At 59.3% G+C, this 25,520-nt stretch carries 19 protein-coding genes; 3 read left to right on the top strand and 16 right to left on the bottom strand.

Going from position 1 to position 25,520, the window contains the following annotated elements; all coding sequences use genetic code 11:
• Positions 1-14: 14 nt before the first annotated feature.
• The 4 genes from C8K63_RS12040 to rpsU all read right to left on the bottom strand — a co-directional run bounded on the left by C8K63_RS12040 (position 15) and on the right by rpsU (position 8,462).
• Positions 15-3,761, bottom strand: a complete 3,747-nt coding sequence (locus tag C8K63_RS12040; protein WP_108216914.1) for a bifunctional diguanylate cyclase/phosphodiesterase — start codon at positions 3,759-3,761, stop codon at positions 15-17.
• A gap of 122 nt (positions 3,762-3,883) precedes the next feature.
• Positions 3,884-5,731: an RNA polymerase sigma factor RpoD gene (gene rpoD / locus C8K63_RS12035; protein WP_108216913.1), complete on the bottom strand. Its 1,848-nt coding sequence runs from the start codon at positions 5,729-5,731 to the stop codon at positions 3,884-3,886.
• 67 nt (positions 5,732-5,798) lie between these two features.
• A complete protein-coding gene (gene dnaG, locus C8K63_RS12025) occupies positions 5,799-7,766 on the bottom strand; it encodes a DNA primase (protein ID WP_008017402.1) in 1,968 nt (655 codons plus the stop codon).
• Between the two features lie 480 nt (positions 7,767-8,246).
• On the bottom strand, positions 8,247-8,462 hold the full coding sequence (gene rpsU, locus C8K63_RS12020; protein WP_002551877.1) for a 30S ribosomal protein S21: 216 nt from the start codon (positions 8,460-8,462) through the stop codon (positions 8,247-8,249).
• A 199-nt stretch (positions 8,463-8,661) separates the two neighbouring features.
• On the opposite strand from rpsU, the gene tsaD reads away from it, so the two are divergent.
• Complete coding sequence (gene tsaD, locus C8K63_RS12015) at positions 8,662-9,687, top strand: tRNA (adenosine(37)-N6)-threonylcarbamoyltransferase complex transferase subunit TsaD (RefSeq protein WP_108216912.1); 1,026 nt, start codon at positions 8,662-8,664, stop codon at positions 9,685-9,687.
• A 23-nt stretch (positions 9,688-9,710) separates the two neighbouring features.
• Here tsaD and plsY read toward each other — a convergent pair whose 3' ends face one another.
• On the bottom strand, positions 9,711-10,280 hold the full coding sequence (gene plsY / locus C8K63_RS12010) for a glycerol-3-phosphate 1-O-acyltransferase PlsY (protein ID WP_108216911.1): 570 nt from the start codon (positions 10,278-10,280) through the stop codon (positions 9,711-9,713).
• A gap of 74 nt (positions 10,281-10,354) precedes the next feature.
• Here plsY and folB point away from each other — a divergent pair, with 74 nt between their 5' ends.
• On the top strand, positions 10,355-10,711 hold the full coding sequence (gene folB / locus C8K63_RS12005; RefSeq protein ID WP_108216910.1) for a dihydroneopterin aldolase: 357 nt from the start codon (positions 10,355-10,357) through the stop codon (positions 10,709-10,711).
• Positions 10,702-11,220 carry a 2-amino-4-hydroxy-6-hydroxymethyldihydropteridine diphosphokinase gene (folK, locus tag C8K63_RS12000; protein ID WP_108216909.1) on the top strand — a complete coding sequence of 173 codons (519 nt, stop codon included), beginning with the start codon at positions 10,702-10,704 and terminating at the stop codon, positions 11,218-11,220. The genes folB and folK overlap by 10 nt, the downstream gene beginning before the upstream one ends.
• A gap of 120 nt (positions 11,221-11,340) precedes the next feature.
• Here the strand turns inward: folK and C8K63_RS11995 are convergent, their stop codons facing one another.
• The 11 genes from C8K63_RS11995 to C8K63_RS11945 form a co-directional block, all read right to left on the bottom strand.
• Positions 11,341-12,564, bottom strand: a complete 1,224-nt coding sequence (locus C8K63_RS11995; protein WP_108216908.1) for a multifunctional CCA addition/repair protein — start codon at positions 12,562-12,564, stop codon at positions 11,341-11,343.
• A gap of 63 nt (positions 12,565-12,627) precedes the next feature.
• Positions 12,628-14,190 carry a SpoVR family protein gene (locus C8K63_RS11990; RefSeq protein WP_108216907.1) on the bottom strand — a complete coding sequence of 521 codons (1,563 nt, stop codon included), beginning with the start codon at positions 14,188-14,190 and terminating at the stop codon, positions 12,628-12,630.
• A complete protein-coding gene (locus C8K63_RS11985; protein ID WP_108216906.1) occupies positions 14,187-15,458 on the bottom strand; it encodes a YeaH/YhbH family protein in 1,272 nt (423 codons plus the stop codon). Before C8K63_RS11985 ends, C8K63_RS11990 begins: the two co-directional genes overlap by 4 nt.
• Before the next feature lie 203 nt (positions 15,459-15,661).
• Positions 15,662-17,584, bottom strand: a complete 1,923-nt coding sequence (locus tag C8K63_RS11980) for a PrkA family serine protein kinase (RefSeq protein ID WP_108216905.1) — start codon at positions 17,582-17,584, stop codon at positions 15,662-15,664.
• 297 nt (positions 17,585-17,881) lie between these two features.
• Positions 17,882-18,211, bottom strand: a complete 330-nt coding sequence (gene glpE / locus C8K63_RS11975; RefSeq protein ID WP_060541633.1) for a thiosulfate sulfurtransferase GlpE — start codon at positions 18,209-18,211, stop codon at positions 17,882-17,884.
• 33 nt (positions 18,212-18,244) lie between these two features.
• Entirely contained in the window at positions 18,245-19,126 is an 882-nt protein-coding gene (locus C8K63_RS11970) for a symmetrical bis(5'-nucleosyl)-tetraphosphatase (protein WP_108216904.1), read from the bottom strand.
• Complete coding sequence (gene apaG / locus C8K63_RS11965) at positions 19,126-19,506, bottom strand: Co2+/Mg2+ efflux protein ApaG (RefSeq protein ID WP_108216903.1); 381 nt, start codon at positions 19,504-19,506, stop codon at positions 19,126-19,128. Before apaG ends, C8K63_RS11970 begins: the two co-directional genes overlap by 1 nt.
• A 114-nt stretch (positions 19,507-19,620) precedes the next feature.
• Positions 19,621-20,439 (bottom strand): 16S rRNA (adenine(1518)-N(6)/adenine(1519)-N(6))-dimethyltransferase RsmA, encoded by an 819-nt coding sequence (rsmA, locus tag C8K63_RS11960; RefSeq protein ID WP_108216902.1) that lies wholly within the window; start codon positions 20,437-20,439, stop codon positions 19,621-19,623.
• Complete coding sequence (gene pdxA / locus C8K63_RS11955) at positions 20,436-21,425, bottom strand: 4-hydroxythreonine-4-phosphate dehydrogenase PdxA (protein WP_108216901.1); 990 nt, start codon at positions 21,423-21,425, stop codon at positions 20,436-20,438. Before pdxA ends, rsmA begins: the two co-directional genes overlap by 4 nt.
• Positions 21,422-22,744: a peptidylprolyl isomerase SurA gene (gene surA, locus C8K63_RS11950; RefSeq protein ID WP_177413281.1), complete on the bottom strand. Its 1,323-nt coding sequence runs from the start codon at positions 22,742-22,744 to the stop codon at positions 21,422-21,424. Before surA ends, pdxA begins: the two co-directional genes overlap by 4 nt.
• Positions 22,719-25,517: an LPS-assembly protein LptD gene (locus C8K63_RS11945; RefSeq protein WP_108216900.1), complete on the bottom strand. Its 2,799-nt coding sequence runs from the start codon at positions 25,515-25,517 to the stop codon at positions 22,719-22,721. Before C8K63_RS11945 ends, surA begins: the two co-directional genes overlap by 26 nt.
• Positions 25,518-25,520: the final 3 nt, after the last annotated feature.

Raw genomic sequence — 25,520 nt, 5'->3', positions numbered from 1 at the left:
CAGTAGGCCGCGGATTATAACGACGGTTTCGCGGCTGTGCTATCTGAAAAAGCCATTACGGTTGTACGAAGAAATGTCGCGGCAAATTCGTCCGCTGTCAGGGGCAGGCTGACGATGTAGCCCTGGATTTGCTCGCAGCCCTCGGCGGCGAGGAATTGTTGTTGCGCCAGGGTCTCGACCCCTTCGGCAATCACGGTGAATGGCATGCTGCGTCCGAGCGCAATGATGGCCCGTACGATCGCCGCATCATGGGGATCGTCCGGCAGGCCGCGGACGAAGGACTGATCGATCTTGAGGATGTCTAGCGGCAGGCGCTTGAGGTAACTCAGGGACGAGTAACCGGTGCCGAAGTCATCGATGGCCAGTTGCACGCCCAGATGTTTGAGTTGGTGCAGCACCGCCAGCGCTTCTTCGGCCTGGCTCATGATGAAGTTTTCGGTGATTTCCAGTTGCAGGAAGCCGGGGTTGAGGCCGTTGTCCTTGAGCAACTGCTCGATACGGCCCAGAAGGTTGGGTTGGCGCAATTGGGCACCGGCAAGGTTGACCGACAGCGGGCCGGGACTTCCGTACAGCCGGTGCCATTCGGCCATCTGCCGGCAGGCGGTTTCCAGGACCCAGTCGCCGATTTGCAGGATCATGCCGTTTTCTTCAGCCAGCGGGATGAAGTGTTCTCGCGGCACGTCGCCAAAGGTCGGATGGCGCCAACGGATCAGTGCTTCGGCACCGACCAGGCTGTAGTCTTCGAGGCTGATTTTCGGTTGGTAGCACAGGTGCAGCTCATTGCGTTCGATGGCGCGGCGCAGTTCGTGTTCCAGCGCCACGCGTTCACTGGCCTGAGCGGTGAGGTCGCGGGTGTAGCTTTCGACACGGTTGCGGCCCTTGGCCTTGGAGCGGTACATCGCGGCGTCGGCGTTCTTGATCAGTGTGGCAACGTCGCAACCATCCTTCGGATAGAGGCTGGTGCCGATGCTGGCGCTGATGAAAAACTCGTGTTCGCCAGCCTGGAACGGCGCGCCGAAACAGTTGAGCAACTTGGTGGCGATGTGGTCGGCATCGCTGGATTGTTGCAGGCCCGGCAACAGAATGATGAACTCGTCGCCACCCAGGCGCGCAACGGTGTCGATGTCACGCAGCTGCTCCTTGAGGCGTACGGCAATGCCCTTGAGCAGCAGGTCGCCGACCGGGTGGCCGAGGCTGTCGTTGATGTGCTTGAAGCGGTCAAGGTCGAGGAACAGCACGGCACCCTGGCCGCCGTTTTCCTGCTGGTTGTTGAGCGCCGTCAACAAGCGGCTTTCGAATAACGTGCGGTTCGGCAGGCCGGTCAGCGGGTCGTGGTGTGCCTGATAGTCGAGTTTGGCCTGGGCATGCTTGAGGCTGGAAATGTCGGCGAATACTGCGACAAAGTGGGTGATGAACTTGTCGTGGTTGCGCACGGCACTGATGGTCAGCCAGCTCGGGTACAGCTCGCCATTCTTGCGTCGATTGGAAATCTCGCCTTGCCAATGACCTTCGGCGGTCAATTGATGCCACATGGCCGCATAGAATGCGCTGTCATGCAGGCCCGAGGCGAGCAGGCGCGGCGTGTGGCCCAGCGCTTCGCTTTCGCTGTAACCGGTGATTTCGGAAAACGCACGGTTGACTGCGCTGATGTGCTGCTGGGTATCGGTGATCAACACGCCTTCGGCGGTGCTTTCGAACACGGTGGCGGCCTGTTGCAGTTTTTCCTGCATCAGGTGTCGCTCGGTGATGTCCCGGGCGATGGTCAGCATGCAGTCTTCATCGCCAATCGGCAGCGGACGGCTGGACACTTCACAAAGGCGGATCTGCCCGTCGCTGCGGCGGATATGGCAACTGTAGTCGCGGACAAAACCGTCCCGGTGCAGCAGATCGAGCATTTGCTTGCGTTCATTGAGGTTGACCCAGATCCCCAGGTCCAGCGCCGAACGATCCACCGACATGGCGCTGTTGAACCCGGTGATGCGGCTAAAACCCTCGTTGACTTCCAACAGCAGGCCATCGCTTTGCCGCGACAGCAGCAAGCCGTCGGGGGAGGCATGGAAAGCCTTGGCGAATTTTTCTTCGGAAGTTTGCAGCTGTTGCTGGGTTTCCTTGAGTTGGGTGATGTCCCGCACCACGACCACCAGCGCCTGTGTCATGTCGAGGTTGAACGGTTCGGCGGAGATCAGTCCGGTAAACACCTGGCCGTTGCTGCGACGAAAGGGCATTTCCAGGTTGCGGATGCTGCCGGCCTGCAAGCGTTGCAACAGACCCGGCCCAACACCGGGAATCCCCCAGATGTTCAGGTTGGTGGCTGTCTGGCCAATGACGTCCTCGGCCTTGAGGCCGATCTGTTCTTCGAACGCTTCGTTGACTTCCAGCAGACAACCGTCGCTCAGGCGCGCGATCACCAGAATGTCCGGGCATTGCTGGAACACGGAAGCGAATTTCTGTTCCGACAGGCGCAGCGCTTCCTCGGTGCGCTTGGCGTCGGTGATATCGATCATCAACCCGCGCAGCACCGGCTCATGCCCGTGTTCGATCAGGCTGACGATATCGCGCACCCACAGGCAGCGGCCGTCGGCGGTGATCACCCGGTAGTCGAGGCGGTGATCGCGCCCGGCCAGTACTTCGTGATCGCAGAAGGTCTGGGCGCGGGTCAGGTCGGCGGGGTGAATGATGTTGCGCCAGAAGCCCGGAATCAGCCAATGGGACAGGGGATAACCGAGAAGGTCTTCGGCGTGGGGCGATACATAGCTGTAGGTGAAGTCGGTGACTTTTGCTTCCCAGGCGATGGCCGACAGGCTCTCCACCAGGCCTCGGTAGTGGTATTCGCTGCTGCGCAGTTCCTGTTCAAGGTCGACCCGGCGGGCGATTTCCGAGCTCAAGCGGCGGTTGATGCGGATAACCACCGCCAGCACGGTAGAAAGCAGCAGCAATCCGGGCAGGCCATACACCAGCAGGTCATTCCAGAAAGTTCGATGATCGAGGACGTTGCCGACCCAATGTTCCTGAATAGCGCTGATTTCAGCGGGGCTCATGTCCGCCAGGACTTTGTCGAGAATGCCGACCAGCATCTTGTTGTCGCGGGGTACAGCCATGGCCAGTTGATAGCGATAGGGGGTTTCACCGCTGACATACAACCCATCGAGCTTGAGTTGGCGCAGGCTCCAGACGCTGGAAGCCAGATCGCCCACCACGGCGTCCACTTCGTCGGTGGCCAGCGCCTGTAGCGTCGAGCTGACGTTGGGCATCGCCACCAGGTTCAAGTCGGGATGGTGGGTGCGCAGCAGTTCGTGGGGAGCGTAGTTTTCCACTACAGCGATTTTCAGGCCGTACAGGTCTTGCAGGTTATGTGGCTGGGGGCCCCCGACATGGGCCAGGATGACAATCGGAAAATCCAGATAGGGGCGGGTGAACGACAGGTATTTCTGGCGTTCAGGGGTCGACATGATGCCCGGCAGCAAGTCCAGTTTGCCCTTTTTGGCCTGTTCCAGGACGGCGGTCCAGCTCACCGGCTCGATGGGTGTGAGCCGGGTTGCCAGCCTTTTGCGGATGACCTCGATGTAATCCGCGGCAAGGCCCTGGTAGCGGCCCTCATCGTCACGAAACTCGAAGGGCGGCCACGAGGCATCGACACCCAGGCGCAATTCCGGGTGACCCGCCAGCCAGCTACGTTCTTCGTCGGTTAGAGTCAGCGCGCCAGCCGTTGCGGTCCAGGTCATCAGCGACAGCAAAAAAAGCACGGTCGGCAGTCTGGGCATAACGGTCTCGTTATGGCTCGGGGGAATGTTTCGAGTGTAGACGGCTACAGGGCGGAGGGGGGGAGCGGGGGGATTTAATCTGTACAAAGCAAAACCCCCGGCCTAGGCCGGGGGTTCTGTGATCACTCGTCGAGGAAGGAGCGCAGATGCTCGCTTCTCGTCGGGTGGCGCAGCTTGCGCAGCGCCTTGGCTTCGATCTGACGAATCCGCTCACGGGTCACGTCGAACTGCTTACCAACCTCTTCGAGGGTGTGGTCGGTATTCATGTCGATACCGAAGCGCATGCGCAGTACCTTGGCTTCACGGGCAGTGAGGCCGGACAGCACTTCGCGAGTCGCTTCCTTAAGGCTCTCAACGGTTGCAACATCGATTGGCGACTGCATGGTCGAGTCTTCGATGAAGTCACCCAGGTGGGAGTCTTCGTCATCACCGATCGGGGTTTCCATGGAGATCGGCTCTTTTGCGATCTTCAATACCTTGCGGATCTTGTCCTCAGGCATTTCCATGCGTTCGCCCAGCTCTTCCGGGGTCGGTTCGCGACCCATTTCCTGCAACATCTGCCGGGAAATGCGGTTGAGCTTGTTGATCGTCTCGATCATGTGCACCGGAATACGGATGGTGCGGGCCTGGTCGGCGATCGAGCGAGTGATCGCCTGACGGATCCACCAGGTGGCATAAGTCGAGAATTTGTAGCCGCGGCGGTATTCGAACTTGTCTACCGCTTTCATCAAGCCAATGTTGCCTTCCTGGATCAGATCGAGGAATTGCAGGCCACGGTTGGTGTACTTCTTGGCGATGGAGATCACCAGGCGCAAGTTGGCTTCAACCATCTCTTTCTTCGCGCGGCGGGCCTTGGCCTCACCGATCGACATGCGACGGTTGATGTCCTTGATCTCGGCGATGGTCAAACCGGTTTCGGCTTCCAGCGCGGTCAGCTTCTGCTGGCAACGGATAATGTCCGGCTGCAGACGACCAATGGCTTCAGCGTATTTGCCTTTGCCTTTGGCCAGGGCATCACTCCAGCTTTCGTCGACTTCGTTGCCCGGGAACTGGCGCAGGAAGTCGGCACGCGGCATGCGTGCATCACGAACGCAGAGCTGCATGATTGCGCGCTCTTGCTGACGCAGGCGATCGAGGGCACTGCGAACACGCTCGACCAGGCCTTCGAATTGCTTCGGCACCAGTTTGATCGGCATGAACAGCTCGGCCAGGGCCAACAGCTCGGCAATTGCTGCCTTGTTGTTGCGACCGTGCTTTTTCAGCGCCTTGCGGGTGATTTCCATCTGATCGGCCACAGCGCCGAAGCGCTGTGCAGCGATGACTGGATCCGGACCGCTTTCGGCTTCTTCCTCGTCATCCGAGGCCTCACCGTCTTCGTCGTCGGAATCGTCATCCGCCTTGACGGCTTTCGCGTCAATCGGCGGCGGCACTTCTGCCGCAGGCGGCGCGATGCCGTCGTCCGGGTCGATATAACCGCTCAGGACGTCAGACAGGCGACCACCTTCGGTGGTGACGCGGGTGTACTCGGAGAGAATATGATCAACCGTGCCGGGGAAGTGCGCGATTGCGCTCATCACCTCACGGATGCCCTCTTCAATACGCTTGGCGATTTCGATTTCGCCTTCACGTGTGAGGAGCTCCACCGTACCCATTTCGCGCATGTACATGCGCACCGGGTCGGTAGTGCGACCAATGTCGGTCTCGACCGCAGCCAACGCTGCAGCGGCCTCTTCGGCTGCGGCTTCGTCGGTATCGGCGTCGGCCAGCATAAGGGAATCCTTATCTGGCGCAACCTCGAATACGTTGATCCCCATGTCATTGATCATGCGGATGATGTCTTCCACCTGTTCCGGATCTGAAATATCCTCCGGCAGGTGGTCGTTGACCTCCGCGTAAGTCAGGTAGCCCTGCTCACGACCAAGGGTGATCAACTCTTTGATACGAGACTGCTGTTGCGCTTTTCCGGACATAACACCCTATCCACTGAAGGTCTTGGCGGGCAAAAAACAAGCCGAGGATTATACCTGAGCAATGACCTCACGCGCCAGTTGAGGTCGGGTTTGATGCGGAAACATTGCGACTCAAGAGGTCGCGCAGTTGATTTTTCTCTTCGCTGGTCAATTCGCTTTGACGTGCTTTTCTAAGAAGTTGTTCCAGGTTTCGCTCGCGTTGGCGGGCCGACAAGCTAGTAATGGTGTCGAAAAACTGTTGTTCAAGGTTGTCTCCATCAATCAGCCATTCCTTTTCCGCCAGGGCTTTGAGCAGGCGGCCTTGTTCTGTGCCGTGCCAACGGGCAATCAGCTGAATTGAGTTTAGCTTGGGATTCTTCTGCACGGCTTCGAGCAGCGCCACCAGCAATTGTGTGTTGGTGTGATCTTCGGCGGCGAAGTGCCCGGCATCCTCGACTTTTTCGGCCAATTGCGGGTGATGCAGCAGCGTGCGCAAGGCGGCGAGGGTTGGCGGTTCTACGGCGGCGGGCACCCGTGGCGCGCGGGGTTGATCGCGATCACCGCCTCGCTTGCCATTCTTGTCCCATGGTTTCTTGTCCCATTTCTTGCCTCCTGCACCCGGTTTCTTCGGCGTCCATTCCTGCTGCGGCACATACATTTCCTGTGCCTGCGGCTGATGATAGTCGCTGTAATCGGGCATTGCGTCGTAATCGATGCCCGGGTCGTAGGCCGGCGGTGCTTCTTGCGGGGCGCTTTGTGCCAGCTGGCTCACTGCTTCGCCGCTAAGACCGGTGATTTCGCTCAGGCGCTGACGCATCAAGGTGCGCAGGTTGGCGCCGGGGACTTTGTCGATCAGTGGCGCGGCGAGGGTGGCCATGTGGGCCTTGCCCTCGAGCGAGCGCGGGTCGGCTTCTTCCGTCAGCTGCTGGAAGAAATAATCGGCCAGAGGCTGCGCGTGCTGGTTGATCCGTGCGCGGAAGGCATCGGTGCCTTCGGAGCGGACCAGGGTGTCCGGGTCTTCGCCTTCGGGCAGGAACAGAAAACGTGCGCGACGACCGTCCTGCAGGCTCGAAAGTGTCGCTTCCAGCGCCCGCCATGCCGCATTGCGACCGGCCTGATCGCCGTCGAAGCAGAACAGCACGCTGGGCACGACGCGAAACAGTCGCTTGAGGTGTTCCTCGCTGGTAGCGGTGCCCAGGGTCGCAACGGCATTGCGCAGGCCTTGCTGGGCCAGGGCTATGACGTCCATGTAACCCTCGACGACGATGATCTCGTCGAGATTGCGGTTGGTCTTGCGCGCTTCGTACAGGCCGTAGAGTTCCTGGCCTTTATGGAAAACCGGAGTTTCCGGGGAATTCAGGTACTTCGGCTTGTCGTCGCCCAATACCCGGCCGCCAAAGGCGATGACGCGCCCGCGACTGTCGCGGATCGGGAACATCACGCGGTCGCGGAAGCGGTCGTAACGTTTGCCGCTTTCGGCGTTTTCGATCAGCAGGCCGGCATCGATCATGGCTTTTTGTTGCAGGGTATCGCTGCTCAAGTGCTTGAACAGGTTGTCCCAGCCAGGCGGAGCAAAACCCAGGCCGAAGTCCCTGGCAATTTCGCCGGTCAGCCCGCGCCCTTTCAGGTAGTCCACGGCGGCCTTGCGCGATGGATGACTTTTCAGGGCCTGGCGATAAAAGTCGGCGGCGGCGCTGAGTAGCGGATACAGCGGCGAATCGGTTGGCTGTCGCGGTTTATGCGGGCGGCCGCTTTCTTCGCGGGGGATTTCCATGCCGGCGGCTTTGGCCAGCTCTTCGACGGCCTGGACGAAATCCAGGTTGTCGTGGTCCATGATGAAGCCGAGGGCGTTGCCGCCAGCGCCGCAACCGAAGCAGTAATAGAACTGCTTGTCGGGGCTGACACTGAACGATGGAGTCTTTTCCTTGTGGAACGGGCAGCAGGCGGTGTGGTTCTTGCCGGCCTTTTTCAATTGCAGGCGCGAGCTGACCACATCGACGATGTCGGTGCGGTTCAGAAGGTCGTCAATGAAGCTCTGGGGAATTAACCCGGCCATGGCGTTCTCGTCATCTGCGCTGAAAGGAACCCGAAACGTGCGGCGATCGAACGCGGTCATTGTTTGAGGCGCGCAAAGTGTGCGGCTCGACCAGTGTCGTCTGCGTAATCGCTGTCGGGAAGTGTATCTGCCGAAAATCCACTGACGTTAATGCCAATCAGTATTCGACTGTTTGAATGTGTTGCGCTGAATCCGCTGTGGCCAATCATAGGCCCCGGATAGCTCATCATCTGGCACGCAAGCAGGTGCCTTGGGCTGATCGTCGTGAGAGGAATCAGTGGGTGTGCTCGTCAGTAGCCTTGAAAGGCTCGTCAGAAAAGACGTGCACCGCTGGCAAAAGAGCCAGGTCTGACGTGGTGAAGCAGATTTGTCTCGGTCGCGTCTGCGGCTTTGACGGTGAAGCATCAAGCGTTTTACGCAAATGCCATAAGCCCGGCTGAGGGCCGGGCTTGGCAGAAGCTTGCTACGATCGTCTGTGTATTAGTACAGACGAACGGCGCGGCGCTGTTCGCGCTGAACTTTCTTGGCGTGACGCTTAACAGCGGCTGCTGCTTTGCGCTTACGCTCAGAAGTTGGCTTCTCGTAAAATTCGCGGCTACGAACTTCAGCCAGTACACCGGCTTTTTCGCAGGAGCGCTTGAAACGACGCAGAGCTACGTCGAAGGGTTCGTTCTCTTTTACTTTGACGGCTGGCATCCAGAGCTACCTTCATTCATTACCGGGGTCAACATCCTCGCGGCAAAAGAGCACTTGAAGACGTCGGTTTTTAAGGGTTGCGGATGTTAACCCCTCATCGCTCGGAATGCAAAGCCTCTGATCGAAAACCGCTGGTCGGGGCATCACGCGACGACTATTATGCGCGCCTTCGAATTCAGCCTAAACAAGGCGCAAACCCATGCTAGTACTGGGATTAGAAACCTCCTGCGACGAAACCGGTGTCGCACTTTACGACAGTGAGCGCGGCCTGCTGGCCGATGCGCTGTTCAGTCAGATCGACCTGCACCGCGCCTATGGCGGCGTGGTACCGGAGCTGGCTTCGCGCGATCACGTCAAGCGCATGCTGCCCTTGATTCGTCAGGTGTTGGCCGAGGCCGACTGCGTGCCGACCGAGATCAATGCGATCGCCTACACCGCGGGTCCTGGCCTGGTGGGCGCGTTGCTGGTAGGGGCTTCCTGTGCTCAGGCGCTGGCCTTTGCCTGGGGCATTCCGGCCCTTGGCGTGCATCACATGGAAGGCCACTTGCTGGCACCGATGCTGGAGTCGCAACCGCCGGAATTCCCGTTCGTCGCTTTGTTGGTCTCGGGTGGCCATACGCAACTGGTTCAGGTCGACGGAATTGGTCAGTACACGCTCCTGGGCGAGACCCTGGATGACGCTGCCGGCGAAGCCTTCGACAAGACGGCCAAGATGATGGGCCTCAATTATCCGGGCGGACCGGAGATCGCTCGCCTTGCAGAGCAGGGTGTTGCAGGACGTTTCGTCTTCCCGCGTCCGATGTGCGACCGCCCGGGCCTGGATTTCAGCTTCAGCGGCCTGAAAACCTTTGCATTGAACACTTGGCAGCAGTGCGTCAGCGCCGGGGACGACGGCCAGCAAGCCCAATGCGACATCGCGCTGGCGTTCCAGCAGGCCGTGGTGGAGACTTTGACCATCAAGTGTAAGCGCGCCCTGAAAGCCGCCGGCATGAAACGCCTGGTGATCGCTGGGGGCGTCAGTGCCAACAAGGCGTTACGCACTTCCCTGGAAAAAATGCTCGGGGACATGAAGGGTGATGTGTTTTATGCCCGTCCGCAGTTCTGCACCGATAACGGCGCGATGATCGCCTTTGCCGGTTGCCAGCGCTTGCAGGCCGGTCAGCAGGAAAGCCTGGCGATCAGTGTGCAGGCGCGTTGGCCGATGGAGCAGTTGTCGGCGTTGTGATGAGCGGCGCTCATGCCCGGCAACTAAAAGTGCCGTTCGCGCCCGGCAAACAGGTCGCGTAGATTGCCGCGATGGCGCCAGACGATCAGCCCGGTGAGCGTGCTCATGGGCAGCAGGGCTGCAGGCTCTTGCCAGGCCAGCAACGGCAGGGTCAGCGGCGTGGCGATCAGGGCGGCCAGGGAGCTGGTACGGGTCAGGTAGAACGTCAGGAGCCAGGTACAGACCGCCAGAAGGGCTGCGGGCGGGTACAGTCCCAGTAACATGCCGGCAGCGGTGGCGACACCTTTGCCACCGCGAAAGCGGAAGTACAACGGAAACAGATGACCGATGACGGCATAGACGCCGATCCAGGCTTGCTCCTGCTGCGAAAGGCCCGCAAGACGCGCAATCAGTACCGGCAGCAGGCCTTTGCAAAGGTCGCCGAGCAGGGTCAGGGTGGCGAGCTTCTTGCCGGCCAGGCGCAACATGTTGGTGGCACCGGCATTGCCAGAACCACTCATTCGCGGATCCGGGTTACCGGTCAGGCGGCTGAGCAAAATGGCAAAGGACAGAGAGCCGAGCAGGTAGGCGAGGATCGCCAATAACCAAAACATGCTAACTATTCCGGGCGAGGAAGCCCTGATTCTAACGGCGCATTGCGCCCTTGTCGTGTAGCGGAGAGAAGTGCTTGGACAGAGTGTTTATCGAGGGCCTGGAAGTCGACACGGTGATTGGTGCCTACGACTGGGAACGAAGCATCCGACAGTGCTTGCGTCTTGATCTGAGCTTCGCCTGGGATAATCGCCCGGCCGCAGTCGGTGATGACCTGACCCTGGCGCTCGACTACGCCAGTGTTTCCTCGCGCATCCAGGTGTTTGCCGAGCAGGCGCAGTTCCAGCTGGTTGAAACCTTTGCCGAGCGCCTGGTTGAAGTGCTGATGAGCGAATTCAAGATCACCTGGATGCGCCTCAAGCTGACCAAGCCAGGTGCGATTCCTGCCGCCACCGGCGGCGTGGGTGTGGAGATCGAGCGCGGATGTCGCTGACTCAGGTGTACCTCGGGCTCGGTAGCAATATCGAGCGTGAAACCCATTTGCGGGCAGGGCTCGATGCATTGGCTGAGTTCCTGGTGGATATCCGCTGTTCGGCGGTGTTCGAAAGCCAGCCGGTGGGTATCAAGAGCGGGCCGTTCTTCAATTTCGTGGTGTCGGCGTATACCGATCTGCCATTGATGGAGCTGGATCGGCGGCTGAAATTCATCGAGGCAGATAACGGTCGTTATGCACCGGATCGCCGAGGTTTGCCGCTGGATATCGACGTGTTGCTGTTTGGTGATCTGGTGGGCAACTTCGATGGCTTGATCTTGCCGCGGGCAGAAATTCTGAAAAATGCGTTCGTTCTGTGGCCGTTGTCGTTGATAGCGCCGGATCGCGTGCACTTGGGTGTAGGCAAGAGCTTTGCGACCTTGTGGAGTGAAGCGCAGATTGATCAAGTGTTGGCGCCAGTGGCTTTCGAGTGGCGTGGTGAACAGCTGACACCCTCTGATTTACTGTAAGGCAAAAAGATCGCAGCCTTCGGCAGCTCCTAAAGGTAAAAAGATCGCAGCCTTTGGCAGCTCCTACAAGGATTGATGCGTCCTGTAGGAGCTGCCAAAGGCTGCGATCTTTTATCCTGTTCAGGCTTTTTCTTTGTAGGTCTTCAGCGCCTTCAGCCGCTCACGCTTGATTGCCTCCCCCAGCTCCGGTCCCTTGAAGCCTTGCTCCAGCAACGGCTGAACTGCCACGTTGCGAGCAGCGGTTGCTGCGCCGCGCAAATAATCCGCCTGTGGATAACTTTTTTCTTCCAGCCCTTTGCGCCCACGCGCATCCATTTCACATGCTGCGATGAACTCCTCGAACCGCTGTGGTCGACGGAAAACGTCGAAGCTTTGCAGCAGTTCCAGCAATGTCGATGGCTTCAGCTCATGGGCGCGATGCCCGTGGGTGTGATACTCGCCCACCAGCAGAGCCAGTTCCTGGCAGTCTCTCGGCACCTTGAAGCGCTCATTGACCGCTTTGATCAGCTTCAGCCCCTTGAACTCGTGGGCAATGTGTCGCGGCCATTCCTGCTCTGGCGTCAGGCCTTTGCCCAGGTCGTGCAGCAGGCAGGCCCAGCGTACGGTCAGTGGTTGTTTGTGTATGGCGGCTTGCTGCAAAACGCTGAGGGTGTGCGCGCCGGTATCGATTTCCGGGTGATGGGCCGGGGGTTGTGGTACGCCGAACAGCGCGTCGACCTCGGGCATCAGTACCTTGAGTGCGCCGCATGCGCGCAATACCTCAACAAACACCTGTGGCTGATCTTCCATCAGCGCGCGGGAAATTTCCTTCCAGCTGCGCTCCGGGGTCAGCGCCTCAAGTTCGTTTGACTCGCTGAGTTGGCGCATCAGCTCCAGGGTTTCCGGGGCAACGGTAAAGCCCAGCGTCGCGTAGCGCGCCGCAAAGCGGGCAACACGCAGGACCCGGAGCGGATCTTCGGCAAATGCCGGGGAAACATGGCGAAGCAGGCGTGCTTCGAGATCTCGCTGGCCGTGGTACGGGTCAGTCAGGTTTTGCTGATCGTCTTCGGCCATGGCGTTGATGGTCAGGTCGCGACGGATCAAGTCTTCTTCGAGGGTGACTTCAGGGCTGGCGTGAAAAGTGAACCCGCCGTAACCGCGCCCGCTTTTGCGCTCGGTGCGGGCGAGGGCATACTCCTCACCACTTTTTGGATGAAGGAAAACCGGGAAGTCCACGCCCACCGGGCGAAAGCCCTTGGCGAGCATTTCTTCGGTGGTGGCGCCGACCACGACCCAGTCGATATCGGTAACCGGTTTGCCCAGCAGGCGATCACGAACTGCGCCGCCGACTTTATAAATACGCATAAAAAACCTCCGTTAGCTCGACAGGATAACCGTTGCATCGAGCTTTCGGAGGCGTAAAGCGGATCAAAGATGGATGACGGCCAGGTCCAGTCGGCCGTAATCACCTTCGCTGTGCTCGCTTCTGGGTGGAACATGGTGGGTTTTCATCACCTGATCGCCTTGCAGGGTTTCCAGGTGAATATCGAAGCCCCAGAGGCGGTGCAGGTGTTTGAGTACTTCTTCGGTGGAATCACCCAGCGGTTTGCGGTCGTGTTGCTGGTGCCGCAGGGTCAGGGAGCGGTCGCCACGGCGGTCGATGCTGTAAATCTGCACGTTGGGCTCGCGATTGCCCAGATTGTATTGCGCCGCCAGGGTTTCACGGATGATGCGGTAGCCTTCTTCATCGTGGATCGCTGGCACCAGCAGATCGTCCTTTTGGTCGTCATCGAGAATGCTGAACAACTTCAGGTCTCGGATCACCTTCGGCGACAGGTACTGCAGGATGAAGCTTTCATCCTTGAAGCTGCTCATGGCGAACTTGATGGACGATAGCCAGTCGGTGCCGGCAATTTCCGGGAACCAGTGGCGATCTTCCTCGGTGGGCTCTTCGCACATGCGCCGGATGTCCCGGTACATGGCAAACCCGAGAGTGTAGGGGTTGATGCCGCTGTAGTAAGGGCTGTCGAAGCCCGGCTGAAAGACCACGCTGGTGTGGGATGTCAGGAACTCCATCATGAAGCCGTCGGTGACCAGGCCTTCGTCGTACAGGTCATTCATCAAAGTGTAGTGCCAGAACGTTGCCCAGCCTTCGTTCATCACCTGGGTCTGACGTTGAGGGTAAAAATATTGAGCGATCTTGCGCACGATCCGCACGATTTCCCGTTGCCATGGTTCCAGTAGCGGAGCGTGTTTTTCGATGAAGTACAGGATGTTTTCCTGAGGTTCGGCGGGGAAGCGTGCGTTGTCCTTGTCGCTGAACTTGTCCGCGCCCTTGGGAATGGTTCGCCACAGATCGTTGATCTGCTTCTGCAAATGCTCTTCCCGATCCTTTTGCCGGCGCCGTTCTTCCTCAGCGGAAATCGGGTAGGGGCGTTTGTAGCGGTCGACACCATAGTTCATCAGTGCGTGGCAGGAGTCGAGCAGGTCCTCGACCGCGTCGATACCGTGGCGCTCTTCGCATTGCATGATGTACTGCTTGGCAAACACCAGGTAATCGATGATCGAACTGGCGTCGGTCCAGGTGCGGAACAGGTAATTGCCTTTGAAAAAGCTGTTGTGCCCGTAGCAGGCATGGGCCACCACCAGCGCCTGCATGCAGATGGTGTTTTCTTCCATCAGGTAGGCGATACACGGGTCGGAGTTGATCACGATCTCGTACGCCAGGCCCATCTGGCCGCGGGTGTAGGATTTTTCAGTACTGAGGAAATGTTTGCCGTAGGACCAGTGGTGATAGCCCAGTGGCATGCCAACGGAGGCGTAGGCATCCATCATCTGTTCGGCGGTGATCACTTCGATCTGGTTGGGGTATGTGTCGAGGGCGTAACCCGCCGCAATACGACTGATTTCGCGGTCGTACGCCTGGATCAGCTCGAACGTCCATTCGGAGCCGGTGGAAATGGGTTGGCGCTTCTGCTCTTTGGCGGTCATGTCACTAACCTGCGCTGGAAGAGTTCACGGAAGACCGGATAGATATCCCCGGCCGAGACCAGTTGTTGCTGGGCAAAAGTGTCGGAAAAGGCTTCGGCGATGCGTTCGTACTCGAACCACAGGGCCTGGTGTTCGCGCGGGGTGATCTCAACGTAAGTGTAGTACTGCACGAATGGCATGATCTGGTTGATCAGGATGTCGCGGCAGATCGGAGAGTCATCGTTCCAGTTGTCACCGTCGGAGGCCTGGGCGGCGTAGATGTTCCACTCGTTGCTCGGATAACGCTCGGCCATGATCTCCTGCATCAGTTTCAGGGCGCTGGAGACGATGGTGCCGCCGGTTTCCCGGGAGTAGAAAAACTCCTCTTCATCCACTTCGCGGGCACTGGTGTGATGGCGGATGAACACTACGTCGATCTTTTCGTAGTTCCGCTTGAGAAACAGGTACAGCAGGATAAAGAAGCGCTTGGCGATGTCCTTGGTCGCCTGGGTCATCGAGCCGGACACGTCCATCAGGCAGAACATCACAGCCTTGGAGCTGGGGTTGGGTTGCTTGATGAGCAGGTTGTACTTGAGGTCGAATGTGTCGAGAAACGGTATGCGGTGAATGCGCGCGCTGAGTTTTTCTATTTCAGCTTCTATTTCCTGAATATCGCCGAAGTTGTCTGGTTCTTCCTGCTTGATTCGCAGAAGTTCTTCCTTGGCTTCGCGCAGTTTTGCCCGGCTGCTGCCGGACAGGGCGATTCGCCGGGCGTGGGCTGAACGCAGGGTGCGGATGATGTTGATCCGCGACGGGTTGCCCTCGTTGCTGATCCCGGCCCGCACGGTCTTGAAGGTATCTGTGCCGGTCAGGTTGCGCTTGACCAGGTTGGGCAGTTCGAGATCCTCGAACATGAATTCGAGGAATTCTTCCTGGGTGATCTGGAAGACGAATTCGTCCATCCCTTCACCGGAATTGCCGGCCTTGCCGGGGCCTCGGCCGCCACCGCCTCCCGGTGGACGGGCGATATGTTCGCCACTGGTGAATTCCTTGTTGCCCGGGTGCACGACCGTCTGCTTGCCGCCGCGACCGTGGTGGAGCACCGGCTCGTCGATGTCGCGGCCGGGAATGCTGATTTGTTCGCCGTGTTCCATATCGGTAATGGAGCGCCGGCTGACCGCCTCTTCGACAGCCTTTTTGATGTGGTCACGGTAACGCCGCAGAAACCGCTGACGGTTCACCGTGCTCTTGTTCTTGCCATTGAGACGTCGGTCGATCACATAGCTCATGACTGCTCCTTAGAAGCTGTCCTGAAAGGGGCGAGCGGTGATACAGCATCGAACCGAGAGCCGAGGGATATTGAACGCTCCCCCAAGCGCTTTGGATGCTGCCTGAACTCGCTACCGACTTTCGAACACCTCCCAGAGGCCTGTGTAACAGAAAAGCCCACACAGGTCTCTGGCTGACGACAACCGGTCTGACCGGCAGCGGGTTATTGTGATTTTCTGACTCGCAGGTACCACTCGGACAGCAGTCGTACCTGTTTGTCGGTGTAACCGCGCTCGACCATCCGTGTGACGAAGTCGTTGTGTTTTTGCTGGTCCTCTTTGCTGGCCTTGGCATTGAAGCTGATGACTGGCAGCAGGTCCTCGGTGTTGGAGAACATTTTCTTCTCGATGACCACCCGCAGTTTTTCGTAGCTGAGCCAGGTCGGGTTCTTGCCGTTGTTGTTGGCCCGGGCACGCAGGACGAAGTTGACGATTTCGTTGCGGAAATCCTTCGGATTGCTGATGCCGGCCGGTTTCTCGATTTTCTCCAGTTCTTCGTTCAACGCTACGCGGTTGAGGATCTCGCCGGTTTCCGGGTCGCGGTATTCCTGGTCCTGGATCCAGAAGTCGGCGTACAGCACATAGCGATCGAAGATGTTCTGGCCGTACTCGCTGTAGGACTCGAGGTAGGCGGTCTGGATCTCCTTGCCGATGAATTCGATATAGCGCGGTGCCAGGTACTCCTTGAGGAAGCGCAGATAGCGTTCACGGGTCTCCGCCTGGAACTGTTCCTGTTCGATCTGTTGTTCCAGCACGTAGAGCAAATGTACCGGGTTGGCGGCAATTTCGTGCGGATCGAAGTTGAACACCTTCGACAGGATCTTGAACGCGAAACGGGTGGAAAGACCGTTCATGCCTTCGTCGACACCGGCGTTGTCGCGGTATTCCTGGATCGACTTGGCTTTCGGATCGGTGTCCTTGAGGTTCTCGCCGTCGTACACGCGCATCTTCGAGTAGATGTTGGAGTTTTCCGGCTCCTTGAGGCGCGAGAGCACGGTGAACTGAGCCAGCATCTTCAGGGTGTCCGGCGCGCAATGAGCCTTGGCCAGCGAGCTGTTGAACAGCAGCTTGTCGTAGATCTTCACTTCGTCACTGACCCGCAGGCAGTACGGCACTTTGACGATGTAGATCCGGTCGATGAAGGCTTCGTTGTTCTTGTTGTTGCGGAAGGTATGCCATTCCGATTCGTTGGAGTGGGCCAGCAGGATCCCGGTGAACGGAATCGCGCCAAGACCTTCGGTGCTGTTGTAGTTGCCTTCCTGGGTAGCCGTAAGCAATGGGTGCAGCACCTTGATCGGTGCCTTGAACATTTCGACGAATTCCATCAGGCCCTGGTTGGACCGGCACAGTGCGCCCGAGTAGCTGTAGGCATCGGCGTCGTTCTGTGGGAATTCCTCCAGTTTGCGGATATCGACCTTACCCACCAGTGCCGAGATGTCCTGATTGTTTTCATCGCCCGGTTCGGTCTTGGCTACGGCGATCTGGTTGAGGATCGACGGATAGAGTTTGACCACACGGAACTGGCTGATGTCGCCGCCGAATTCGGCCAGGCGTTTGGTGGCCCATGGCGACATGATGGTATTGAGATAGCGCCGTGGAATGCCGAAGTCTTCCTCGAGGATCGCGCCATCTTCGGTGGCGTTGAACAGACCCAGGGGTGACTCGAAAACCGGCGAGCCCTTGATCGCATAGAAGGGTATTTTTTCCATCAGTTGCTTGAGCTTCTCGGCCAGGGACGATTTACCGCCACCGACGGGGCCAAGCAGGTAGAGGATCTGTTTCTTCTCTTCCAGGCCCTGAGCGGCGTGGCGGAAATACGACACGATCTGGTCAATGCATTCTTCCATCCCGTGGAAGTCTTCAAAGGCCGGATAGCGGCGGATCACCTTGTTGGAAAAGATTCGCGACAGTCTCGAGTTGGTCGAGGTGTCGAGCAGCTCCGGTTCTCCGATGGCCAGCAGCAGACGCTCGGCGGCGGAAACATAGGCGCTGCGGTCTTTTTTGCACAGCTCCAGGTACTCTTGCAGAGAGAGTTCTTCCTGGCGCGTGGACTCGAAGCGTTGTTGGAAGTGGCTAAAGATACTCATGACGTCACCTCGCTCGATACGTGGAGCCGACGCCGGATCACTCAGTCGATGCTGGCAGCAACCGAACAGGCGGTTGCTGTTTACCCCCCAGAACTCCCTCAAGGCTTACCGCCCCGAAAGCTACTCCCGATGATCCGTGCGCCGGTGTACCGGCTCTCCCCTGTTTTGGATGGCCTGCGCTTAAGGATAGTTGGGAATTCGGCAGGGAAAGGCAAGATGCGTAATTGTTTGTGGCAGACCGTTCGTCTGCCACCGCGCCAGCCCGCGGGAGCCGGGGCCTGCAACGTTACAAAAAAATTATTCGGAGGTGCCTTGCGCGGTTTCTGCTGGATAGGTCGTACGCCACAACTCGAATCCGCCATCCATGCTGTAGACGTCGGAGAAACCCTGGCTGATCAGGTAGGCGGCCGCGCCCTGGCTGGAATTGCCGTGATAGCAGACCACCACGGTCGGTGCGTCGAGGTCGGCACCCTGGATGAAAGCGTGCAGGGAATGATTGTCCAGATGCCTGGAGCCTGCGATGTGCAGGGCGGCAAAAGTGGCCGGGTCGCGGACGTCGACCACCACCGCGCCTTGTTCGCGCAGGGCCTGGGCCTGTTCCGGGGGGATACGTTTGAATTCGCTCATGGCGGGCTCCTGTGGCTCGGCTGATTGGGCAGTCTAGCGCGGGGCGCCGGCTGACGATATTTGGGGTATGGATAAGGCGACTGGCGGCACGGCATGACCGTGTTCGTCGCATTTGCACGAAAGGCGCTCACCGCTGTCGACGTTCATCAGGGTCAGTGCGCCGCCCCAGACGCAACCGGTGTCGAGCGCCGAGATGCCCGGCTCGTCGCACTTGCCTTCCAGTGCTGCCCAGTGACCGAAGATGATTTTCACATCCCTGGTCTTGCGCTCCTTGTGCTGGAACCAGGGCTTGTAGCCGGCGGGCGCGGTATCGAGGCCTTCCTTGCTCTTGAGGTCGAGTTTGCCGTCGGCGGTGCAAAAACGCATGCGCGTGAAATAGTTGGTGATCACCCGCAGACGCGGCACGCCTTTGAGGTCGTTGTCCCATTTCGCCGGATCGTTGCCGTACATGCCATCGAGGTAAGGCGGCAACAGGTTGTCGTCACGCAAGGCAGTCTCGACTTCGGCAGCGCACTTCAAGGCTTTGCGCAGCGACCACTGGGGTGGAATGCCGGCATGGACCAGCGCAATGTTGCGCTGTTCGTCATAGTGCATGAGCTTTTGCTGGCGCAGCCATTCGAGCAGTTCGGCGCAATCCGCCGCTTCAACGATCTCGCGCAGGGTATCGGCCTTCTTCAGGCGTTCGATGTTGCGTCCGGCCGCCAGCAGGTGCAGGTCGTGGTTGCCGAGCACGCACACCAGCGATTCGCGAATGCTGTAGAGGAAGCGCAAGGTTTCCAGAGACTGCGGGCCGCGGTTGACCAGATCTCCCACCAGCCACAGACGATCCCGTTGTGGGTCGAACGCCACTTGTTTGAGCAGGCATTGCAGGGCTTGAAGGCAGCCTTGCAGGTCACCAACCGCGTATGTCGCCATCAGTGCAGGGCTCCGGGCACCGCCAGGCGGAAGGGCGCGATGATGGCATCGAAATGTTTGCCGTCGTCGGAAAGCATCTGATAGGTGCCTTGCATGGTGCCGACCTTGGTGGTCAGGACCGTGCCGCTGCTGTAGGTGTGGCTCTCGCCAGGCTCGATCAACGGCTGCTGACCTACCACGCCAGCGCCGCGCACTTCTTCGACATGCCCGTTGCCATCGGTGATGACCCAGTGCCGTGAAAGCAGTTTGGCGGGTATCTGGCCATTGTTTTGCACGGTGATGGTGTAGGCGAAGGCAAAGCGGTCGTGCTCGGGTTGCGATTGGTCTGCCAGATAGCGGGTGACGACGCTGACGTCGACCTGATAACGAGGATCGGACATGCAAGGGGCCTTAAAAACGAAGCGGGACGCGGGGCGTAGCTGATGGGTTCAGTCTAGGCCAAGTATCGGGTAGTAGACCAGAGTGGTGTCCTACCCGATAGCGCTCATCGCCTGTCAGACTGCAACAGGTGTTTGTGGTGCCTGCTCGCTGAGCTTGTCGGCCAGACGCACGAAGGCGGCCAGGTCGAGTTGCTCGGGGCGCAGGCTGCCGTCGACGCCGGCGGCTTCGATTTCGGCATTGCTCAGCAGCAGCTTGAGGGTGTTGCGCAGGGTTTTGCGGCGCTGGTTGAACGCTTCGCGCACGACGCGCTCCAGCAAGCGGTGATCCTTGGCCGGGTGCGGCAGCACTGCGTGGGGTACCAGGCGCACGATGGCCGAGTCGACTTTCGGCGGCGGGTTGAATGCCCCCGGGCCAACGTTGAAAAGGTGCTCGACCCGGCAGTGGTACTGAACCATGATCGACAGGCGGCCCCAGTCACCTCCACCAGGACCGGCAGCCAGGCGCTCGACCACTTCCTTTTGCAGCATGAAGTGCATGTCGCGGATCAGGTGCGAGTTGTGCAGTAGGTGAAAAATCAGTGGCGTGGAGATGTTGTACGGCAGGTTGCCGACCACGCGCAGGCTACCTGGCGCGGCATTCAGGCTGTTGAAGTCGAACTTCAGTGCATCGCCCTGATGCAGATTGAAGTTGCTCTTGCTGGCAAACTGCTGGTTGAGGATCGGGATCAGGTCCTTGTCCAGTTCCACCACGTCGAGTTGCGCGCCGCTGCTGAGCAGGCCTTGGGTCAGTGCGCCCTGGCCCGGTCCGATTTCCAGCAGGCGGTCGTCGCTCTTGGCATGAATGGAGCGCAGGATACGGTCGATAACGCCAGCATCGTGCAGGAAGTTCTGGCCAAAGCGTTTGCGCGCCTTGTGTTGGTAGTGCTCGGTCATAAACGGGTCTCGGCCATCTGGTAGGCTGTTTCCAGGGCGACTTGCAGGCTGCCGGTGTCGATCTTGCCGCTGCCGGCCAGGTCCAGGGCTGTGCCGTGGTCGACCGAGGTGCGGATGATCGGCAAGCCGAGGGTCACGTTGACTGCTGCGCCGAAGCCTTTGTACTTCAGCACCGGCAGGCCCTGGTCGTGGTACATCGCCAGCACCGCATCGCAGTGCTCCAGATATTTGGGGGTAAACAGAGTGTCGGCGGGCAGGGGGCCGCGAAGGTCCATGCCCTCGCCGCGCAAGCGCTCTAATGTGGGTTCGATGATATCGATTTCTTCATGGCCCAGGTGTCCGCCTTCGCCGGCATGGGGGTTGAGCCCGCAGACCAGGATACGTGGCTGGGCGATGCCGAATTTGTTTTGCAGGTCGGCGTGCAGGATTCGCGTGACGCGTTCCAGGCGCTCCGGCGTGATTGCATCGGCAATCTCGCGAAGGGGCAGGTGAGTAGTCACCAGAGCCACGCGCAAGCCGCGTGTGGCCAGCATCATCACCACTTGCGCGGTGTGGGTCAGGTCGGCGAGGAATTCCGTGTGCCCGGAAAAGGCGATACCGGATTCGTTGATCACGCCTTTGTGCACCGGTGCGGTGATCATGCCGGCAAAATCCCCGCTCAGGCAGCCCTGGCCGGCCCGAGTCAGGGTTTCCAGAACGAAGGCAGCGTTGGCCTTGTCCAGTTGCCCGGTGACGACCTTGGCATTGAGCGGTGTATCCCAGACATACAGGCTGTTGGCGGGCGCGGGTGCATCCGGCCAGTTGTCCGGTTTTACCGGCAGCAAGTCGACAGCCACGCCCAGTTGCGCGGCCCGCTCAGTGAGCAGGTCGCGGCTGGTAATGGCAATCAGGGGGTAGGGCTGGGCTTGCGAGGCGAGCAGCAGGCACAGGTCGGGACCTATGCCGGCTGGTTCACCGGGTGTCAGCGCGAAACGTTGGGGTTTCACTGCGCTGCCTGGTCGGCGCCAGGGAGTTTGATTTCCACGTATGCTTCGTCACGGATCTGACGCAGCCAGGTTTGCAGCTCTTCGTCGTATTTGCGGTTACGCAAAACGGTCATTGCTTGCTGCTCGCGAGCCTGTGTGGTGCTGTCGGTGGCGCGACGGCCAAGGACTTCCAGGACGTGCCAGCCGTATTGAGTCTGGAACGGCCTGGACAGTTGACCTTGCGGGGTCTTGGCCATCACCGCGCGGAACTCGGGCACCAGCGCGTTCGGGTCGACCCAGCTCAGGTCGCCACCGTTGAGGGCAGAACCCGGGTCTTCCGAGTAGTTTTTCGCCAGCTCGCCGAAGTCTTCGCCAGACTCGATACGGCTGTAGAGCGACTCGGCCAGGGCCTTGGTCTTCGCTTCGTCGCGGATTGGGCTCGGTTTGACCAGGATGTGGCGCACATGCACTTCATCGCGCATCTGGGTCTCGCCGCCACGCTTGCCGAGAATCTTCAGGATGATGAAACCGCCTGGCGTGCGCATTGGCTGGGTGACATCACCTACCGGCATGGTGCTCAGCAGGCGATCGAACGGCGGAGGCAATTGAGCGGCTTTACGCCAGCCCATGTCGCCACCTTCCAGTGCGGTTTCGCTGGCAGACTTGGCGATGGCCAACTGACCGAAGTCAGCGCCCTGCTTGAGCTGCTGGTAAATCGCATCGGCCTGTTTGGCTGCATTCTGAATCGCATCGGAGTTGGCGCTTTCCGGCGTAGGAATCAGGATATTGGCCAGGTGGAACTCTTCGGACAGCTGCATTTTGCCCAGGTCTGACGCCAGGAAGTTCTTCACTTCCTGCTCGGAGACCTGAATGCGCTCGGCAACCCGACGTTGGCGCACACGGCTGATGACCATTTCGCGGCGGATCTGCTCACGTGCGTCGTCATAGGACAGGCCGTCGCGAGTCAGGGCGGCGCGGAACTGCTCGACCGACATGTTGTTGCGCTGGGCAATGGTGCCGACTGCCTGGTTCAACTCTTCATCGGTAATGCGGATGCCGGAACGATCGCCGATCTGCAATTGCAGGTTTTCGACGATCAGGCGCTCAAGTACCTGCTGCTCCAGCACGCTGGCCGGCGGCACGGCAGAACCACGCTTGGCAATGGTTTGCTGAACGTCATGAACGCGCTGGTCCAGTTGGCTCTGCATGACCACGTCGTTGTCGACGATGGCCACCACCTTGTCGATGGACTGTACGGCGGCGCTGGCCGCCGTACTCAGGAGCAGCGCGCCCAGCATCAGCGGGCGCAGACAATCAGAAAGCTTGGTCTTCACGTTCACGATAACCTTGAATGCCTTTGTCGAGGAAACTCTCTGCCTTGGCGCCGGTAAGGCCGCCGAGTCCCTTCAGAACAATTTGGAGGAAGACGCCATGGTCGCCTTTTTCGTTTTGCGGTGCTTGCTGGCTGAACTCGTCATAATCAACGAAGTAACGGTTGATCAGGCGCAGTTTCCAGCAGCAGTTGTCGTACTCGAAACCACCGAATGCATCCAGGGTACGGTTGCGATTGTAGTCATACTGCCAACGGCTGATAGCGCTCCATTGCGGCACGATCGGCCAGATCACCGAGAAGTCGTGCTGTTCGATCTTGTAGTAATCCTTCACGAAGCCAGGCTGGCCAGGGGTGCCGTAGTCGCCACCGCCCACAGTCCATTTACCGGTGTTCTGGTCGTAACGGACCTGGTCATTGCGATAGCGGTAGCCGAAGTTGACGATCTTGTTCGGATTGTCTTCAGGCTGGTAGTGGAACATCGCGCTGCCCGAGCGAGGGCTGCGGCTGTCCGGGTCCCAGTTGTAGTCGGCTGTGGTGCGCCAGTCGCGGTTCCAGCGATATTCGTATTCCAGTGCGTACGGCGAAACGCTGGCATGGGCATCGGCGCGGGTTTTTGCATCGATACCCGGCAACTGAACTTCGCGGTCCTTGAAGTATAAGGCCTGGCCGACACTGATGCGTTGACGCTCGAAACCGTTGTCTTCGATCCAGCGGCTGGTCACGCCCAGGGACAGTTTGTTCTCGTCGCCGACACGGTCGGAGCCGGAGAAACGGTTGTCACGGAACAGCGACGCATAATTGAAGGTGTATTCGGTGGTATCGAATACCGGGATGTCTTCCTGGTCGACCTCAGGTACGTACAGGTAGAACAGGCGCGGTTCGAGGGTCTGGCGATAGTTCTTGCCGAAATACTGGGTATTGCGATCGAAGTACAGGCCGCTGTCGATGCTGGCGATCGGCACGCCGCGATTCTGGTTGCTGTCAAACGTTCCCAGGAGCTTGTCCTGTTCTGCGGTCTGACTGGCAATCTGACCTTTGCCAGTGCTGTCCAGATCCAGTTGGTACTGGGTGTACTGGTACTTGAGCTTCGGTGTCAGGAAACCGTACGTCGTGTTCATCGGCAGGCTCATGGCAGGCGCGAGATTCAGGCGGTCGCCATTGGCGCGAGCCAGACCTTGAACGTTGGTATCGAGACGGGGAGAGCCAACACCGTCTTCATCGAAGTATGTTCCGTTCTGCAGATCCCGGTCAAACCGCACGAGTTCAGTGTTGTACGTGAAGTCCAGGCCTTCCGGATGATAAGGCAGCATGCCGTCGAGCGTGAGCTGCGGCAGGCGGTCGTACGGCGTAATGTTCGACACGCTCGCCAGTTCGTATGCCTGGGCGTTCACGCGAGCGGAATAGCTGTCGCCACGATAGGTCACGGAACCCTGTTGGTTCACGTAGTCACTGCTTTTCACGCCAATCTGGTCGGTCTGCAGATCCTGGAAGTAATACGGATCGCTGATCTTGGTGTAGTCGACTTGCGTGAGCACTCGGGAGTCGAGACCGCCCTTGTGCTGCCAGTTGTACATGTAGCGGGTTTTTTCGGCGTCTGACTGCTTGTCGCGCTCGTCGCTTTCGTCGTTGAGGTACGCCGCACCGAACTGGCCTTCGCTGGACTTGGTCAGGTAGCGGAATTCGCCTTCCATCAACAAGCCGTGCTTCTCCATGTAGCGCGGGTACAACGTGGCATCGTAGTTCGGCGCCAGGTTGAAGTAGTACGGGGTGACCAGCATGAAGCCGGTATCGCTGCCGGTGCCAATGGTCGGCGGCAGGAAACCGGACTGGCGACGGTCGTCGATCGGGAAATAGATGTACGGCGTGTACAGGACCGGAATGTCCTTGACCCGCAGCGTCACGTTGGTCGCTGTCCCGAAACCGGTGGCCGGGTTCAGGGTGATGTTGTTGCCCTTGAGTTGCCAGGCGTTGCTGTTCGGTTCGCACGTGGTGTACGTACCATCCTTGAGGCGGATGATCGCGTTCTCGGCACGCTTGGCGTACAGCGCATTACCGCGGATGCGGGATTTGTGCATCACGTATTCGGCGTTGTCGACCTTGGCTTCACCGGTGTCGAGCTGCACGTCGGCATGGTCGCCGACGATCAGCGCGCCGTTGTCGCGAATGCGCACGTTGCCGTTCAGGTCGCCACGGCTTTCGGCCTGGTACAGGTTGGCTTCGTCGGCTTCGACCTGCATGCTGCCCTGGCGCATGACAACGTCGCCGGCCAGGGTCGCGACCTGCTCATCCTGCTTATAGCGGGAGGCTTTTGCGCCGATAAAGGTTGGAGCGTCACTTTTATTCGTCTTGTCATCCATGCCAGGACGAATCGGTTCGATATAGGAACCAGAGCAATAAGGACCGGTTTCGGCCAATTGTGCGGCGGTGAGCTGCTCGCGGGGAACCCAGTCGAGGTGACTGTAGTCTGCGCTACGTGACTTCAGGCCACGGCCTTTGGATTCGGTGACCAGCACCGGCTTGGCGCCAGCGTCTTCGCTGGAGCCGCTCTCGGCCGGGGCTTCGCCGGTGGCGGAAACTGCGCTGCCGTCATGAACGGGACGCGGTGGCAAAGCCGCCGCCGGCGCCTTTGGCGCACAGTCCCAGGAACCCGAAGCAGAGACTGAACAGTCAAACTGTTCCGCGGCGACCACGTAGGAAGTGGCAAGGGGTTGCAGCGCCAGCAAACTGCCGGTAACCAACAACGGAAATTTTTTACGAAACGCGGGGGATTTCAATGCCATCTT

This window comes from Pseudomonas sp. GV085 (genome assembly GCF_003050925.1).
In the GTDB taxonomy this organism is placed as follows: domain Bacteria; phylum Pseudomonadota; class Gammaproteobacteria; order Pseudomonadales; family Pseudomonadaceae; genus Aquipseudomonas.
This window is presented reverse-complemented; position numbering and strand designations above follow the sequence as displayed.